General features: G+C 69.7%; 12 protein-coding genes and 1 pseudogene. 6 read left to right on the top strand and 7 right to left on the bottom strand.

The window, feature by feature from the left end; translation table 11 throughout:
- Positions 1 to 263 precede the first annotated feature (263 nt).
- The 4 genes and pseudogenes from EFK10_RS03400 to EFK10_RS03415 all read right to left on the bottom strand — a co-directional run bounded on the left by EFK10_RS03400 (position 264) and on the right by EFK10_RS03415 (position 4,502).
- Entirely contained in the window at positions 264 to 1,430 is a 1,167-nt protein-coding gene (locus tag EFK10_RS03400; RefSeq protein ID WP_240676962.1) for a DUF1996 domain-containing protein, read from the bottom strand.
- A gap of 41 nt (positions 1,431 to 1,471) precedes the next feature.
- On the bottom strand, positions 1,472 to 2,221 hold the full coding sequence (locus EFK10_RS03405; RefSeq protein WP_127354290.1) for a DUF4142 domain-containing protein: 750 nt from the start codon (positions 2,219 to 2,221) through the stop codon (positions 1,472 to 1,474).
- A gap of 194 nt (positions 2,222 to 2,415) precedes the next feature.
- Positions 2,416 to 3,718, bottom strand: a pseudogene (locus EFK10_RS03410) (DUF692 domain-containing protein).
- 58 nt (positions 3,719 to 3,776) lie between these two features.
- Positions 3,777 to 4,502 carry a peptidyl-tRNA hydrolase gene (locus tag EFK10_RS03415; RefSeq protein ID WP_127354291.1) on the bottom strand — a complete coding sequence of 242 codons (726 nt, stop codon included), beginning with the start codon at positions 4,500 to 4,502 and terminating at the stop codon, positions 3,777 to 3,779.
- A 133-nt stretch (positions 4,503 to 4,635) separates the two neighbouring features.
- Here EFK10_RS03415 and EFK10_RS03420 point away from each other — a divergent pair, with 133 nt between their 5' ends.
- Positions 4,636 to 6,021: a carbohydrate-binding protein gene (locus EFK10_RS03420; RefSeq protein ID WP_240676967.1), complete on the top strand. Its 1,386-nt coding sequence runs from the start codon at positions 4,636 to 4,638 to the stop codon at positions 6,019 to 6,021.
- Positions 6,022 to 6,054: 33 nt separating this feature from the next.
- Here EFK10_RS03420 and glxA read toward each other — a convergent pair whose 3' ends face one another.
- The 3 genes from glxA to EFK10_RS03435 all read right to left on the bottom strand — a co-directional run bounded on the left by glxA (position 6,055) and on the right by EFK10_RS03435 (position 12,075).
- Positions 6,055 to 8,016, bottom strand: a complete 1,962-nt coding sequence (gene glxA / locus EFK10_RS03425) for a radical copper oxidase GlxA (protein WP_240676963.1) — start codon at positions 8,014 to 8,016, stop codon at positions 6,055 to 6,057.
- 24 nt (positions 8,017 to 8,040) lie between these two features.
- Positions 8,041 to 9,807, bottom strand: a complete 1,767-nt coding sequence (locus tag EFK10_RS03430; RefSeq protein ID WP_127354293.1) for a glycosyltransferase family 2 protein — start codon at positions 9,805 to 9,807, stop codon at positions 8,041 to 8,043.
- 261 nt (positions 9,808 to 10,068) lie between these two features.
- Positions 10,069 to 12,075 (bottom strand): spermine/spermidine synthase domain-containing protein, encoded by a 2,007-nt coding sequence (locus tag EFK10_RS03435; RefSeq protein WP_240676964.1) that lies wholly within the window; start codon positions 12,073 to 12,075, stop codon positions 10,069 to 10,071.
- A 270-nt stretch (positions 12,076 to 12,345) separates the two neighbouring features.
- Between EFK10_RS03435 and EFK10_RS03440 the strand changes: the two genes are divergently transcribed.
- The 5 genes from EFK10_RS03440 to EFK10_RS03460 are packed head-to-tail and all read left to right on the top strand — an operon-like array spanning position 12,346 to position 16,534.
- Entirely contained in the window at positions 12,346 to 14,727 is a 2,382-nt protein-coding gene (locus EFK10_RS03440; protein WP_240676965.1) for a sensor histidine kinase, read from the top strand.
- 11 nt (positions 14,728 to 14,738) lie between these two features.
- On the top strand, positions 14,739 to 15,158 hold the full coding sequence (locus EFK10_RS03445; protein WP_127354316.1) for a roadblock/LC7 domain-containing protein: 420 nt from the start codon (positions 14,739 to 14,741) through the stop codon (positions 15,156 to 15,158).
- Positions 15,155 to 15,547, top strand: a complete 393-nt coding sequence (locus tag EFK10_RS03450; protein ID WP_127354296.1) for a DUF742 domain-containing protein — start codon at positions 15,155 to 15,157, stop codon at positions 15,545 to 15,547. Before EFK10_RS03445 ends, EFK10_RS03450 begins: the two co-directional genes overlap by 4 nt.
- A gap of 28 nt (positions 15,548 to 15,575) precedes the next feature.
- Positions 15,576 to 16,109, top strand: a complete 534-nt coding sequence (locus tag EFK10_RS03455) for a GTP-binding protein (protein ID WP_127354297.1) — start codon at positions 15,576 to 15,578, stop codon at positions 16,107 to 16,109.
- On the top strand, positions 16,106 to 16,534 hold the full coding sequence (locus tag EFK10_RS03460) for a hypothetical protein (protein ID WP_127354298.1): 429 nt from the start codon (positions 16,106 to 16,108) through the stop codon (positions 16,532 to 16,534). The genes EFK10_RS03455 and EFK10_RS03460 overlap by 4 nt, the downstream gene beginning before the upstream one ends.
- Position 16,535: the final 1 nt, after the last annotated feature.

Raw genomic sequence — 16,535 nt, forward strand, 5'->3', positions numbered from 1 at the left:
CGCAAGGGGGTCGGGGAGCTGGTGGCGGGGCTGGCCTGAGGGTTGGCGGTGTGCTGGTGGAGGCTGGGGGTGCCCCTGGTACGGCGGCTGGAGGCCGGCGCTGCCGCGCGAAGCCCGCGGAGCGGTGCGAGGGTGGCCGACAAGAGGGGCCAGGGCGGAGCTGGTGGCGGGGCCTGCCTGAGGGGTTCTGTTCGGGCATGCGCGGAGGGGCCGCGGCGACCGGGTTGGCGGTCGGCGCGGCCCCTTGGCGTAGGGGGGTGGGGTCAGCCGCAGCGGCGGTTGGAGTTGATGCAGCTGACGACCTGGTTCATGAGGGAGGTGGGCATGAAGTTGGCGAAGTCGGCGTGGTCGGTGACGGGCTTGTGGAGTTGCTCGGGGAAGCTGTCGACGGCGAAGTTGGTGCCGGTGTTGGCCGGGAGGGCGTACGTGAGGCGGTAGCGGAGCTGGGGGACGGCCTTGGTGTTGGCGGGGCAGGCACCGGCGGCGTCGGGGAAGACGATGTGGGTGCGGTGGTTGGCGCTGTCGGTGTTGACGCCGTCCCAGCAGCTCGGGAAGTTCAGGGTGCGTACGACCTTGCTGCCGGACGGGCAGAGCGGGTACTTGTCGGTGAGCTGGCGGTTCTCGAAGCCCGTGCAGCTCCAAGAGGCCTTGGCGTTGGCGACGCCGTTGGTGAAGGCCTTGGCGTCGCCCATGATGGCCTTGAGGGTCGACGGCATGGCGGTGACCTTGGCGGTCGGGCTGCCCCGGAAGGTGATCGAGACCGTGGTCGGGGTCAGGATCGTGCCCGTGTTGCCGTCGGCGTCGGCGGCGTCATTCGCGGAGCGGGTGCGCAGCACCGGCCAGAAGTACGCGGACTTGTCGCCCTGGGCGCACGTGGTTCCGGCGGCGGCGAGCGACTCGTTGGTCGAGAAGCCGTCCGTGGACAGGTTGCCGACGTAGTCGTGCACGTGGTGGGCACCGTTGGAGACGCCGGGCGCGACGATGAAGTTGTCCGGGTTGAAGTGCCCGTTCCTGTTGCGGCCGCAGCGTGCGGTGAAGACACCGGACGAACCGCTGGACTGCTTCGCCACGCTCTGCACGTTCGGCTGCACGGAGTTGATGTCGACGAAGTCGTCCGGCGACGGGCCGTTGGTGGTCACCGCGCCGCCGCCGGTCGCCGGGGCGGAGACAGAGGCAGAGGCGGGGGCGGAGGCCGGGGCCGAGGCGCTGGCTGAGGCGGAGGCGGACGCCGTGGCGGACGCTGACGCGGAGGCGCCGCTGTTCTGGCCCCAGTTCTTGTTCCAGCGCTTGTTGGCCTCCGTCTTGACCGATGAGGAGGTCGAGCCGGAGTTCCGCCAGTGCGCGGACGCGGTACCGGCGACCAGTGCGAAGGTGCCGCCCGACCCGACCAGGGCCAGCACCGCTATCAGTACGAGGTGCTTGGTGCTCAACCGGCGTCGGCGTGACTGCTGTAGTCGTGGCATCAAAGGGCTCATTTCGTCTGCGACTCAGGAGAAGAGGCCGCTGGGGGGAGGGAGAACGTGGGGGACGCGGTGACGATGACGGTGGGCGCACCGGCGCTGGGAGTGGGCGCCACCTGGGCGCTCGGATTCGTCGGGCTGGCGGTCGTGTTCGTCGCGATCTGGCCGAAGTCGACCAGGCCGGTCTCCTCCAGAACCTTCATGTGATCGAGCACCGTCGAGTTGGCCTGTTCGGCCAACTGCCGCACCATCGTGTTCTGCGTCGTGGCCCTGACCTGCGCGATCACCGAGAACACCTGCCCATGGGCCAGCCGCACGATATTGGCGAACTTCTGGTCGAAGTCCGCCCCCGAGGCCGCTGACAGCGTCGCCAGAAAACCCTGCTGCTGCGGTGTCGGCTCGTTCGGCAGCGTGATCCCCAGCTGCGGGGCGATCTTGCGTACCGCCGCGTCCAGGTCCGTGTGACCGTCGATCAGATGCTGGCCCGCGGTCTTGACCGCAGCTGTCGTTCCCTTCTGCTCAGCCATCTGTCCCGCCGGGAATTCCCACAGGCCGGCCAGCCGCACCTTCGTCACAAAGGTGCGGTCCAGCGCGGTCAGCGGGCCGTACTGAGTGGCCACGGTCTGGGCATTGATGTTGCTTCTCGACCCCACCACGCCGCTGTTGAACGCGGACATGACGGGGTACATCAGAGCAACAACGGTCACGGCCAGCGCCCCCACGACGAGGCCGGTTCCCGTGACGTAACGGGTGGTTCGCATCGCGCCTCCTGGTGCGAAGCAGCACCCCCTCGGGGGCGGCCTTGCACTCGGCTTTTCCAGATGCGACCGCACGTTAGTGCGTTAGATGCGTTCCGGATGAGGAATCGTCACGTATTCGCGAAAGCTGAGTTTCCAGGGGCCAGCGGTTGGTACGTTGTTGTGTTTTCCCCTGTGAATGGCGACAAAGCCGCAGGTCAGCGTGGGTTCGTAAAGAATTGTGGCGCAATTGAACGGAGCGCGCTGCCTATACGTATAAATACGTGTGCAGTGTGCTTCCGGGGTCCGGAACGCTCCCGCCACCAGGCGTCCAGGCGCCTGCGGACCGGGGCCGCCAGGGTGTCCGTGGAGAGCAGGTGCCCGGCGAAGCAGAGCGCGTCGCGGCGGTATCCGCCGGCCGGCATCGGGTGGCGGGCCGCGTAGGCCAGGAAGGTCGGCCGGTAGCCGTCGCCGAGGATGCGCGGGAGCTCCGGGGCGACCCGGGCGACGACACCGGCGCGCTTGGCGGCGAGGGCGCGGCTCTGCACGCGGATCCGGGCCCGGTCGAAGCCCTCGGGCACCGGGGTGCCGGCCACGAGCGCGGACAGCAGCGACGTCTGGGCCAGGGCGAGGCGCCGGCGCGCGGCGTCGGTCTCAGACACTGTGGGCCTCCAGCACGGCTCGTATCGCGGCCAGTTCGGCGGCCAGCTCCCCGGCGGACGGGAAGTCCTCGTCGCGCTCCAGCAGGACGCCGGGCGGCTCGACCCGGGCGCGCAGCTCGGCCAGGACGTCCAGCACCGGCTGGCTGACCGGGTGGGCGTGGCTGTCGTGCCAGACGCCGTCCCGCTCGACGCCGCCCGCCACATGGACGTACGCGATGGCGTCCAGGGGCAGTTCGTCCAGCGCGGCGGCCGGGTCCTCCCCGCGGTTGACACGGTTGGTGTGCAGATTCGCGACGTCGATGAGGAGACGTACGCCGGTGCGCTCCACCAGCTCCGCGAGGAACGCGCCCTCGCTCAGCTCCTCGTAGCCGTCCGGCCAGGCGAGCAGCGCCGCGATGTTCTCCAGGGCGAGCGGCACGGGGAGGGTGTCCTGGGCGATCCGCACGTTCTCGCAGAGCACGTCCAGCGCGTCGCGGGTGCGGGGGACGGGGAGCAGGTGCCCGGCCTCCAGGCGCGGCGTGCCGGTCAGCGAGCCGCCGGCCCGTACGAAGGCGATGTGCTCGGTGACCAGCGGCGAGCCCAGCGCCTCGGCCCGCTCCGCGAGGGCGGACAGCCGCGCCGGGTCGGGGCGGTCGGCGCCGCCGAGGCCGAGGGCCACGCCGTGCGGGACGACGGTGATGCCCCGGCTGCGCAGCCGCAGCAGCGGTTCGGGGAGGTGGCCGGGGCAGATGTTCTCCGCGACCACCTCGACCCAGTCGATCCCGGGCAGGCCCTCGATCGCGTCGGCGATCTCCGGCCGCCAGCCGATTCCGGTCCCGAGGGTTCCGCGGGTTCCGAGGGTCCCGAGCTTCTCGTTCATGCCCGGGTCATGGCCCAGGCGGGACCGGCCGAACCCTGCCAGGGGCGCATTCAGAGCTTCATTTGAGCTTCGAGTGGTCGGCGACGACGGTGCAGGACCCGGGGGCGATCTCCGTGAACCCCGCGTCGCGGACTATGGGCAGGCCCGAGGCGGTCAGCTCGGCCCACCGCTCGGGCGACGGCGTCCGCACGGCCAGCGGGAAGCCCGCGTCGCGCCAGGTCGCCCGGTCGGCGTCGGACAGCTCCCACCAGGCCAGCTGGGCGCCGTGCCCGGCCTGCGCCATGGCCTTGCCGGCCGACATGTCGAGGTCGGGGCTGAGCCACAGCACCGGCACACCGGCCGCCGGGGCGGGCGGCGGCTCGGGGTCGTCCAGATCGGTGCCGGACACCTGGAGCTTGGCCAGCTCCTTCGGCCAGCCGTCCAGCGGCACCGGCGGAAAGACCCGTACCTCGGCGGCGGTCTCCTTCGCGGTGCCGGTGACCGTGATGCCGGGAAGCTCGGTCGCCTTCCGCCACTCCGCGCCTCGGGCCCGCCGGACGACCTTGCGGATGCGCGCGTCCTGCCAGTTCCGTACGGCCTCGGCCCACTCGCCGCCCTCGGCCGTCGCCCGCTCGTCCGAGAGCAGGGTGAGGACGGCGCGGGCCGCCGTCTCCAGGGCGTCGGTACGGGCCGGGGGCGCGGCGCGCTCGATACGTACGACGAGGGGCAGGACGAACTGCGGGGCCGCGTCGCGGTCGGCCGCCTCGTGCCGGAAGGGACTGGTCCCGGGGCTGGTGCTGGTCACGGGCCAATCCTGCCATCAACCGGTCCGTCCCAATTGCCCCACCGGTGCAGCTACTGCCGTAGGCTGGCACGAAAGGGGTGGGGACTTCCGGCAGGGGGGCCGGCACATGGGCGCAACCTCCACACGCTTGGTCGTGTTGGCAGGCGGCTTGGTACTGGCCATGGTGGCGGCGGTGGTCGCCGTCGTGGCCTTCACGGGTGACGACAGTACGTCCGGCGGCGACGCCGGCGGCGGCGACAAGACCAACGACAGCGGCTGGACCCAGGTCTTCCGGGACGACTTCGACGGCACCGCCGGCAGTCTGCCCGCCAAGGACAGCTGGCTGATCGACAAGGGCACGGGCTACCCCGGCGGCGCGGATCACTGGGGCACCGGCGAGATCGAGACGTACACCGACAGTACGAAGAACGTGAGCCTGGACGGTAAGGGCAACCTTCGCATCACGCCGCTGCGCGACAACCAGGGCGCCTGGACCTCGGCCCGCATCGAGTCCGTACGCGAGGACTTCCAGCCGCCGCAGCACGGCACCCTGCGCGTGGAGTCCCGCGTGCAGCTGCCGGACGTGACCGGGGCGCAGGCCAAGGGGTACTGGTCGGCCTTCTGGCTGCTGGGCGCGGGGGTGCGGGGCAATCCCAACTCCTGGCCCGGCATCGGCGAGTTCGACGTGCTGGAGCATGTCAACGGCATCGGCGAGATCCGGGGCACCCTGCACTGCGGCACCGAGCCCGGCGGCCCCTGCGACGAGCACAACGGGCGGGGCTCGGGGACGACCTGCCCCGGCTCGCCGTGCGCGGGCAACTTTCATACATATGCCTTCGAATGGGACCGCAGCAGCTCGCCCGAGGAGCTGCGCTGGTACGTCGACGGCAAGAAGTTCTGGTCCGTGAAGGCCACCGACGTCGACGCGCAGACCTGGAAGCAGGCCGTCCACAACAGCAGCTTCATCCTCTTCAACCTGGCCATCGGCGGCGACTTCCCCAACGGCCAGGCCCAGGCCACCACCCCGGACGCGGGCACCAAGCCCGGCGTGCCGATGGTGATCGACTACGTCTCCGTACGCAGCCGTGGCGGCACACCGCAGGCCACCACCGGACCGCGCACCGGCTTCAAGGCGAGCGGCCCCATCCGGGCCGAGTACGCCACCAGCCAGCAGGGCACCGCCGTACAGCCCAGCACCGACCGGGCGGAGAAGGGCGGCGGGCACACGGTGGGCTGGCTCGGCGACGGCGACATGCTGCGCTTCGACGGCGTGACGTTCACCGGCGACACCCACTTCCGCGCGCGGGTCGCCTCGGGCGGCGGCGTGGCCACCGAGGGCGGCAAGATCGAGGTGCGGCTCGACAGCCCGACAGCCGCGCCGATCGGAACCCTGGAGCCGGGGAACACCGGCGGCTGGCAGACGTGGAAGACGCTCAGCGCGGAGATCCCGTCAACGACGGGATCCCACGACGTCTTCCTGACCTTCGCCGCGCCTCAGCCCGACGACTTCGTCAATCTGAACTGGGTCGGCTTCAGCTGATCACTCGACTAGGGCCGGGCAGGCCCTAGGTGATCACTTGATGTGGACCCAGCGGGCCACGGACGGCACGCCCTTCTTGTCGGCGACGAAGAGCATGTACCAACCGGAGGGCACCAGCGCCGAGTTCTTCGGGATGGTGGTGGTGATGCCCGACGCGGTCTTCTTGAAGTCCAGTGCGATGGACCGCTGCTGGACGTCCGTGACATGCGTGACCGAGCTCGGCCGCATCAGCCGCACGGTGGCGATCTTCGACGCGTCGGAAGTGGTGAAGTCGGCCGACTTGCCGCGTACCGCTTCCGTGGTGCCGCCGGTCACCTGAGGCCGCTCGCCGCCCTGGTAGAGGTATGCGGGGGTGTAGATCTCGATGCGCTTCTCGAAGGTAGGCGGCAGGGTGTCGCTCTTGTCGCCGAAGAGCGGGTTCGAGCCGAAGGTGACCACTCGTCCGTCGGGCAGCAGCAGCGCCTCCGAGTGGTAGTCGCGGCCGACCGTGGGGTCGGCGGCGCTGGTGAAGGTGTTGGTGTCCGGGTGGTACGTCTGCGCCTTGAGGATATCGCTGCCGTGCTTGCCCCGGTAGTCGCCGGAGCCGCCGGTGGTGAAGACGGTGTCGTCCGGCATGATCACGGCGCTGAGATAGCGGGTGCCGCCGGCCGGCAGGTCGGGGCCCGCGGTGAACTTCGGGTCCTGCTTGGACAGGTCGATGATGTCGGTGTGCGCGGTGGAGACCCGGGACTCGCCGGGCTTGCCGCCGCCGAGGATCATCACCTTCTGGTCCTGGGCGGGCGGCAGCAGCACCGAGGGGCTGGTCTCTCGCGTGTTCGCGTCGCGCAGCCCGGGGACAGTGGTGAAGGTGTTCTTCTTCCAGTCCCAGATGCCGGGCACGCGGCCCTTGGTCGGCGGTCCGTAGCCGCCGTTGGAGCCGGAGTAGAAGAGCTTCTGGTCGGCGGTGAGGAAGAGCGCCGGGTAGGTCGGGAAGTAGTGGGTGGCGGCGGGCAACCAGGTTTTGGTCTTCGGGTCGAAGATCTCGTTCTGCCCGTTGAGGATGTAGCCGGTGTCGTCCAGCCCGGAGACGGTCATGATCTTGTTGTCCGGCAGTGTGACCAGGGTCGGGTACCAGCGGGCGTACTGCATGGGCTGGACCTTCTCGTACTGCTCGGTTGCGGGGTTGAACTCGTAGGCGGCCTTGATCCCCTGGTAGTCCTGCTTGTTGAAGTTGATCGCCTTGGCCATGCCGTAGAGCGTCTCGCCGCTGTTGCCCTTCAGGCCCTTGACGCGGAACTGGGTCATCTTCTTGACGGCCTTGTCCTTGTCCTTGTCCCGGGCCTCGACGAAGACCGCCTGCTGGGCGGTGACCACGACGGTCTTGGGAGCCTTCACGCCCTGCTTGTTCCGCACCATCTTGGTGACCTTGGTGGCGGCGGGGACGACGAGATTGTCATTGCTGACGTACTCGTCGCCGGTCGGCGATACGAAGACCGTGCCCTTGGGCACCTTGCGCGGGCGGTTCGGGTCCTCGTTCCTGACCTGCATGGTGCCGCCGGCCTTCTTCACGTCCGGCTTGAGCACTTCGTAGCGCAGGGTGCCGCCTGCCACCAGGACCTGCCCGTCCGCGAGTGAGGCGTGGCCGGCGCAGAACATGTCGGCGGGGGTGTGGATCAGCTTGTAGGTGTTCTTGACCGGATCCCAGAGCAGCGTCCTGAAGGTGCCGGCCTTGAAGTTGTCCTTCTCGTTGCCGGACCCGGCGATGATCAGCACTTTGCCGTTGTTCAGCAGCGTCGCGTGGATGGCGTTCACTTGGAACGCCTCCGGGATGTTGACGACGGTCCAGGACCCGTACTGGCGCTTGTACTCGGGTCGGGAGATGGCGTACTCGTGGTATTTCACCTGGGCGAAGCTGATGGCCGCCGGTGCGTTCATCCCGGTGAAGGCGAGGAAGACGGTGCTGCCGATGGCCAGCCGCTTCGTTCTGAGCGTTGGCCGGAAGATCGACTCTGACAAGGTGCGATTCCCCCCTGGAATCCTTTACTTCTTGGAGCGCGAGGCCTGGACTCGCCAGATGATGAGCGGCAGGAGCGACGACACCAGGGCGAGGACCGCCCAGATCCGCATCGCCAGATAGGTGTGGCCGGTCCAGAAGGACGCGGCGAAGGCCCCGCCGAAGACCAGCGCCCACCACAGATGCATACGGAAGGTCAGCACCCGGTCGGGGCTGGAGGACTCACCCTTCGGGGTGACCTTGAAGCCGGCCGGCAGCCGCAGCATCGCGCCGACCAGCGAGGTCGCGTAGATCGGGGTCGCCATGGCGCCCATCGCCATACCGCCGACGCCCGTGGAGCCCTCGGGCTCGTGCGGGCTGACGTTGTGCCGGCGGTTGACCGAGTACAGGCCGATCTGCAGCAGCGCGGCATCGCAGTAGAGCATCATCCAGCTGGCCGTGGAGACGCTCACCCCCGAGGCGCCGAAGACCAGGTAGAGGACGGAGCTGAGGCCGCCGAGGATGCAGGAGATTCCGGACATCGGATAGAAGGCCAGCATCAGCAGATAGTTGAACAGCCGCCCGGGGGACAGCCGGAACATGACCTTCCAGAAGTGCTTGAGCAGGGTCTCGTACGTGCCACGGCTCCAGCGCAGCTGCTGGCCGAAGAAGTCCGTCCATGAGTTCGGGCCCTCGCCGACCGCCAGGACGTCCGGGGTGTAGACCGATCTCCACTTGCGCCCGGTGTACGGATTGCGCGTGCGGTGGAACTCCAGGCCGGTCGCCATGTCCTCGGTGATCGAGTCGTACAGGCCGCCGATCTGCCGCAGGGCGCTGATCCGCACCGCGTTGTTCGTTCCGACGAACATCGGGGAGCCGTAGCGGTTCCCGGCCCGCTGGACCACGGCGTGGAAGAGGAACTGCTGGCTCTCGGCTGCCTTGGTGACCAGCGAGTCGTAGTTGCCGTAGACCTGCGGGCCGACGACGAAGGCGACGTTCGGGTCGCGGAAGTAACCGAGCATCCGCTCCAGGTAGTTGGCGTGCGGGACATGGTCGGTGTCGACGCAGGCCAGGAAGTCGTACGCGTCGCCGTGCGCGTCGAGCCAGCCGTTGTAGTTGCCGTGCTTGGTCCTCGCGCGGAACGGTCCCTTGCGCTGGTTGTACTTCTCCACCCCTTTACGGGAGAAGTGACGCACCCCCAGCTCCGCGCAGAGCGCCTTCATCTCCGGGTCGTCGCCCTCATCGAGCAGCCAGACATGTACGGAGCCCTGGTGCCGGATGCGTGTGGCGGCCGTCAGGGTCCTGCGCACCATGTCCAACGGCTCCTTGCCCGGCACGCAGGTGGTGATGAACGCGACCCGGGTGCCGGGCTCCGCCCGGACGGGTATGGGGTCGCGGGCGAAGAGCGTGCCGTGCGCGTTGGAGACGATCTGCAGCAGCCGGAAGAACTCGATGACAACGATGGTGCCGAGCACCACCTTGTCCAGCCGCAGCAGCCACTCGCGCGGTTCGAAGGGCCGCTGCGACCAGTGCTGCGGCATCAACAGCCAGATAAGCAGCGCCGCTTCGACGACCGGAGCCAGCACCATCAGGACGACGACCCGCAGCCGGCGGGTCTCCTGGTTGAGCAGATTGCGGTAGCGGACCCGGTACGGGGCGCCGTCCGGCGGTGGTTCGGTGATCGGGCCGGTGAGCCGGCTGAAGCGGTCGTAGTCGTAGGCGAGTGCGGGAATGTGTCGGTAGCGCGAGCGTGTCCCGCCGCCGTCAGCCGAGGCCGGGACGGGATGTCTCGGCTCGGTGGATACCTCTGTCATGACGCCTGCCCCCTCCAAGGCACGGCGGCAGCGGCACCGGTGACAGCAGAAGAAGTGGTCCGGGCCCCCTCCAGGCCGGACGTCTCCCCCACATGCGCCGGAACCCCCCGGTTCCGGGTCACTTGGCCGCTGCGCCCCCCAAGGCGTTAATAATGATCAAATGCTTCTTGTGTGCCATCACATGCTAGCCCGTGTGAGTTTGTCGTGTTTGTGTTACCGGCTCATAGCGGACGGCTTTCCTCTACGAAAACCTCGGACGCCCTACCTGCGGGCCGGGACCGCCTCGCCGGGGACCGCCGTCGGCTCGTCCGGACCGCGTCCGGCGAAGCGCATGGCGACGCAGGCACCCGCGTACAGCAGGGCGACGACGAGCAGGAGGGCCTGGTAGCCGGTGACCAGGGCCAGGTACTCCAGGGTGCCGCCGGTGAGGGCGCCGAGCAGGTTCGCGCCGAAGGCGGAGGTGGGGTCGGGGGCGAGAGCGAGGCGGTCGGAGAAGATGAGGTTGGCGCAGAAGATGGGGGCGAAGGCCAGCGCGATGGCGGCGGCGAGCCGGCCGGCGAAGGGGAGGGAGAGGACGGCGCTGGTGGGGACCAGCCAGGCGACGGCGAGGGTGGCGAAGAGCAGCGCCTGCAGCACCAGCAGGTTGACTCGGGGCAGCCGGCGCCGGACCTCGACGGCGGCCAGTACGGCCAGCAGGACGCCGATGAAGACGAGGGCGTTGACCAGCCAGGTGGTCCCGAAGTACAGGGCGAAGCCGATCACGTTCTTGGTCTCGAGCAGCATGAAGGCCGCGCCCATCAGGAACATGTCGGTGTAGCGGACCGTACGTCTGATCCGCACGCCCGTCAGTCGCACCGACACCAGCGTCACCAGCAGGATCGCGGCCAGCGCGCTCAGATAGAGCGTGGGGATGTCCCGGTGGAGCAGGTACGGGAAGGGGTGGTCGTCGGTCGCGGCGGCGGGCACCGCGCCGCTCGGCTTCCAGACCGCGTCGCAGGCCTGGTCGGCGGTGGTCATCCCGGCGACGAGGACGGCGGCGTTCTTGCGGAAGGTGGTCATGCAGGGGGCGTGGCCGTATACATCCTGCAGGCTGCCGGCGAAGCGGTCGACCAGCCAGCTCTGCCGGTAGTAGTTGTACATGGCGAAGGCGCCGTGCGGCGTGAGGTGGTCGCGGGCCGCCTCGAAGGCCTGCTGGGTGAACAGATAGCTCTCCAGGCGCAGGTTGCTCGCGCCGGCCACCAGCGTCAGCGAGTCCGGCAGGGCCAGGATGACGAGGTCGTACTTGGTGTTCGTGCGCTCCAGGAAGGCCCGGCCGTCGTTGATGTGGGCGTGCACCCGGGGGTCGGAGTACGGCTTTGCGGGGTGCAGCTGTGCGCCGATCTGCTGGATGCGGGGGTCGATCTCGACGGCGTCGACCCGGTCGGCGCCCTGGTTGAGCGCGACCGCGACGTCGTTGCCGTTGCCCGCGCCGATCACCAGGACGCGCTTGTGGGGGTTGCCAGGGGTCTGGTCGTAGGCCTGCCGGTACGGGGAGTTCTCCCGCAGCAGGGCGTTGAGGGGGGCGATCGACTGGTGCGGGACGCCGTTGGCGGAGATGTGGTAAGTCCGGGTGGCCGAGTGCGAGCGGGTGAGCTGGATCTTGTAGTACGGCGACCAGGAGATCCCGGCGGTCGTCGACTCCAGGAACAGCGCCGTCACCATGGCCGCCAGCGGGATCACGTACCAGACGGTGTTACGGCGACCGCCGAGGGTCAGCAGGGCCAGGGCGGCCAGGATGCCCCACACCACGGACGGGGCGCGCAGCCAGGACAGCAGGGCGAAGGAGACCGAGCCGGTGAGGCTGCCGAGGAGGTCGTAGCGGTAGGCCTCGAGGGAGGGGAGGCGGCGGAAGAGATCCGCGGTGAGCTTGCCGATCGCGGTCATGATGATGGCGGTCAGCAGGAAGAGGACGGGCAGGGTCACCCACTCGGGCAGGCCGGTGGTCTTCACGGCGGTGAAGTAGATGACCTGGTCGCTGGTCTGGCGTACCTGGACCGGGTATTCGCGGACGAGGATGACGAGCAGGGCGAGCGGCAGTGGCGCGATTCGCTTGATCCACTGGCCGCGCCCGGCGGGGATCAGGAAGCCGAGGCCGATGCCGAGGAAGGATCCCAGCAGGATGAAGTTGGAGAAGTAGCTGAGGTGGACGACGTTGGCACCCGCCCACCGGATCAGCGCCAGCTCGACAAAGAGCATGGTGGCGCTGGCCAGCAGCAGCCTCCATCGCACGGATGTAGCCGTTTGTCCCATCTGCTCCATACGCCCCTACGGTGCCACTTTGTTCCGGATGCGTCGAGGTGCCTCGCAAGGATTTGCGGCCCGGATCCGGATCACCCTGGAGCAGGGGTGATCGGAATAGTGAAATCCGGATGTGAAGGGCAGTCCGGGAGCTTTCACCTCTTGCGTATGAGATGACTAATATCAGCCCACCAACCGCCGCTCTTCGCGCGAACGCGCGCCATGTGCCTGCGGTCGCACGGCGATAGGAGTGGCCTGCGCGTGGCTGTGTTCAAGGTGGGCGGAAACGGGCGTACGCGCAGGCTTCCGCTGCGTACGGTCCTGGTGATCCTGGCCGTGGTGCCCAGCGTGGCACTCGCCGGGGTGTGGGCGCTGGGCACGTATCAGCTCGGTCGTCAGTGGCAGAACGAGGACGCCCAGCGGCGGGTGGCGGTGAGCGTCGGCGGCAAGACGCAGCAACTGCTGATCAATCTGCAGAAGGAACGGCGGCTGTCCGCGGAGGCGTTGGCTGATCCGTCGGCGTCCCGCGGCGATCTGACCGCGCAGCGCGCGTTGACCGACCGGGCGGCCTCCACCTTCAGCACGCTGGCCGTGCTGGACACCAGCCACGCGCAGGCCGGGCTCCACCAGGCGGTGCTGACCACCGTGCGGCAGCTCGCCGGGCTCGCGGACCAGCGTCGCGCGGTCGACGACGGCTCGGTCAGCCAGCAGAAGGCGTACGACTACTACACGGGTGTGGTCACCGCCGACATCGGCGTCGTCACCGCGCTCAGCAGCGGTGTGAACGGCCAGGTGACCACGAAGGCGCAGACCCTGGTCGACCTCGTCGGCGCCGTCGAGATGGTCTCGCGCGAGGACGCGCTGCTGGCCCGGGGCTGGAAGTCCGGCCGGCTGTCCTTCAGCGCGTACGACATGGCGGTCGACTTCATCGGCACCCAGGAGTATCTGCTCGAATACCGGGTGGATCCTTCGCTCACCGGGAAAGAGGCGCAGCTCTACCGGACACTGACGACCGGTCAGATGTGGAAGTCCAAGCAGCGCCTGGAAGAGGGGCTGATCCGGTCCGTCACCAACGGCACCCAGGGCGGCCAGGTGACCGTCTCCATCAACCACGCGGAGTGGCGCCTCACCATGGACCAGGTCGGCCCCGAGCTGGCGACCGTGCTCCTGGCCCGCGTCAACACCATCAACGCGCTCAGCACGGCGAGCGTCAACCAGCTCCAGTTCCAGCTGGTCGCCGCGAGCGCGCTCGGCCTGGCCACCGTGCTCCTGGTGATCGCGGCCAGCTGGCGGCTCATCATCGTGCTGCGCCGCCGCATCCTCACCCTGCGCGACGAGGCCCGCGAACTGCGGACCCGGCTCCCCGACGTCGTCGGGCGGCTGGAGCGCGGCGAGGACGTCGACGTGGACGCGGAGGTCCGGGCCGTCGAGCCCAGCGGGGACGAGCTGGGCGAACTGGCCGAAGCCCTCAACCTGGCCGCACGCAGCGCGATCGCCACCGCCGTACGCCAGGCCGATCAGCACCGCGGCTTCGAGCGGCTGCTGCAACGGATCGCCCGCCGCACCCAGCTGCTGATCGGCCTCCAGCTGAAGAAGCTCGACCAGATGGAACGCAGGCACGAGGACCCCGCCGTCCTGGAGGGCCTGTTCGACCTGGACCACCTCACCGCCCGGCTACGCCGCTACGAGGAGAACCTGGTCATCCTCGGCGGCGGTCAGCCGCAGCGCCGCTGGCGCCGGCCGGTCCAGCTGCTGGACCTGCTGCGCGCCGCCCAGGGCGAGGTGCAGGACTACCAGCGCATCTCCGTCGAGGTCGAAGGCCGCCCCTGGGTGTCCGAATGGGCCGTCGGAGCGCTGACCCACATCCTCGCCGAGCTGATGGAGAACGCCGCCGCCTTCTCCAAGCCGCCCACCCCCGTCGAGGTCCGTGCCGGAGTCGTCGGCCGGGGCATCGCCGTGGAGATCGAGGACCGCGGCCTCGGCATGACCACCGAGCAGTACGCCGACGCCAACGCCCTGATGCAGGCTCCGCCCCAGCTCGACGTCATGGCCCGCGCCGACGACGCCCGCCTCGGCCTCTACGTGGTCGCCCGGCTCTCCCTGGGGCTCGGCGTCCAGGTCGAGCTGCGCCCGTCGGCCTTCGGCGGCACCCGCGTCATCGTCCTGGTGCCCGAGCGGTACGTCGCCGAGCCTCCGGAGCCGCTGGTCAAGCCGCGCGCCGGCAGGCGGGGGGACGCCGGCGCTCCGGGGGACGTACCGCCGCAGCACTCCGGACCGCGCCCCCTCAACCCCGACGACACCGCGGCCGTGGCGCGGGCCCAGGAGGAGGGGCGGCTGCCGGTCAGGACCCGAGGGCGCGCCATGGCCGACGTGGGCGCGGATGCCGGCGCCGGCACCGAGCCCGACGCCGCCGGGGGAGGACCCGTACCGCTGCCCAAGCGGGTACGCCAGGCCGGTCTGGCCCCCGAACTCAGGGAACCGGACGCCGACCGGGCCCCGGAGGCCGAGGAATTCACGCCGCACCCCGAGCCCCGGCGCTCCGGGGCCACCATCGGGGCCTTCCAGCGGCAGTCCCGCCGGGCACGGACCCCCACCGACGCCCTCCCGCACCCCAGTTCACCCTCGACGGAAGACCGACAATGACGACGCAGCGAATGACCGCCACCACCGCCACCCACGCAGATCTGGACTGGCTCCTCGACGGTCTGGTCGACCAGGTGGCCGGCACGCGGCACGCGGTCGTGCTGTCGGACGACGGCCTGGTGATCAGCAAGTCCGGCACCCTCGAACGGTCCGACGCCGAGCGGCTCGCCGCCGTCGCCACCGGCCAGCAGAGCCTCGCGCGGGGTGTCGGCCGGCTCTTCGACGGCGGCCCGGTGCAGCAGGTCATCGTGGAACTGGCCGACCTCTGGCTGTTCGTCACCACCGCCGGCCAGGGCACCCACCTCGCCGTGGTCGCGTCCCAGGAGGTCGACGCCGAGCTCATGGCCGTCGCCATGCACACCCTCGTCCAGCAGGTCGGCCAGAAGCTGGGCACCAAGGCGCGTACTCCCGATACCGGGAGACAGGAGTGACGCACTGGACTGACGGACTCGACGACGAAGTCGAGGAGCCCCTGGTCCGCCCCTACACCATCACCCGGGGGCGCACTGTCCCCGATCGTGACGACCTGACCCTGATCACCGTCGTCACCACCGTCCCCCGGCCCGGGGACGAAGCGCCTGACCTGCGCGGACTCCAGCCGGAACACCGCGTCGTCCTCGAGTTGTGCCGGGAGCCGAAGGCGGTGGCCGAGATCGCGGCCGGTCTGGACCTCCCGGTGTCCGTGACCAAGATCCTGCTCGGTGACCTCATCGGGTCCGGGCGGGTCACCGCCCGCCCCCCGCTGGCCCTCGATTCCGAAAGCGGCTCCATCGACATGACGATCCTTGAGGCGGTGAGGAATGGGCTCCGGAAGCTCTGACCTCGCTGCGGGGGCGGCGCCCCAGGCCATGAAGATCCTGATCGCCGGAGGCTTCGGCGTCGGCAAGACCACCATGGTCGACGCGGTGAGCGAGGTCGCCCCGCTGCGCACCGAGGAGTACCTCACCCGCGCCAGCGTCGGGGTCGACGACCTCGAGGGCATCCTCGACAAGTCGACCACCACCGTCGCCCTCGACTTCGGCCGCATCACCATCAGCAGCGAACTCGTCGTCTACCTCTTCGGCACCCCCGGCCAGGAACGCTTCTGGTTCATGTGGAACGACCTCGTCCACGGAGCCCTCGGCGCCGTCGTCCTGGTCGACACCCGCCGCCTCGACGTCAGCTTCGCGTCCATTGACTTCTTCGAGAGCCGTGGGATCCCCTTCGTCGTCGGCGTCAACTGCTTCCACGGCGTCCGGGACCGCACCGGCGACGAGGTGCGCGCGGCTCTCGACCTCGACCCCCATGTGCCGCTGGTGCTGTCCGACGTACGTGAGCGCACGGCCTCCCGGGACCTGCTGCTCACCCTCGTCGACCACCTCATGGCCCCGGCGGCGGCATGACCCTGGAGCACGGAGCGGCCGTCCGCCTGTTCAAGGCCACCGAACCGGACGCCGCTCTCCCCCTGCTCAAGCGGCTCAGGGCCGCTCTCGACGCCTACTTCGATTGCGTCGAGGCCCATGAGCACGGCTACCGCGCCGTCTACCGCGGCGAGCACGGCACCGATCCCGGGTCCCGGGCCGCTTTCGAGGAGGCCCGGGCGTGGCAGGCTGGGCGGATCCTCGGCTCCCTCGCGGCGGAGGGGCTTACCGGCGAGGCGCTGGCCATCGCCGTGCGCGGCTGGCTGGCCTTCCTCGTCACCGCGGTGCTCGACTGGCTGGAGCGCGGGCGGCCGCTGGAGCGATCGGCCCTGCAGGAGCTGTGCGTAGGGACCCTGACCTCGGCGGTCACCCATGCCATCGGGGCCGACAAGGGCCAGGCCCGCTGAC

Origin of the sequence: Streptomyces soli (genome assembly GCF_003999195.1) — a bacterium.
Taxonomy (GTDB): Bacteria; Actinomycetota; Actinomycetes; order Streptomycetales; family Streptomycetaceae; genus Actinacidiphila; species Actinacidiphila soli.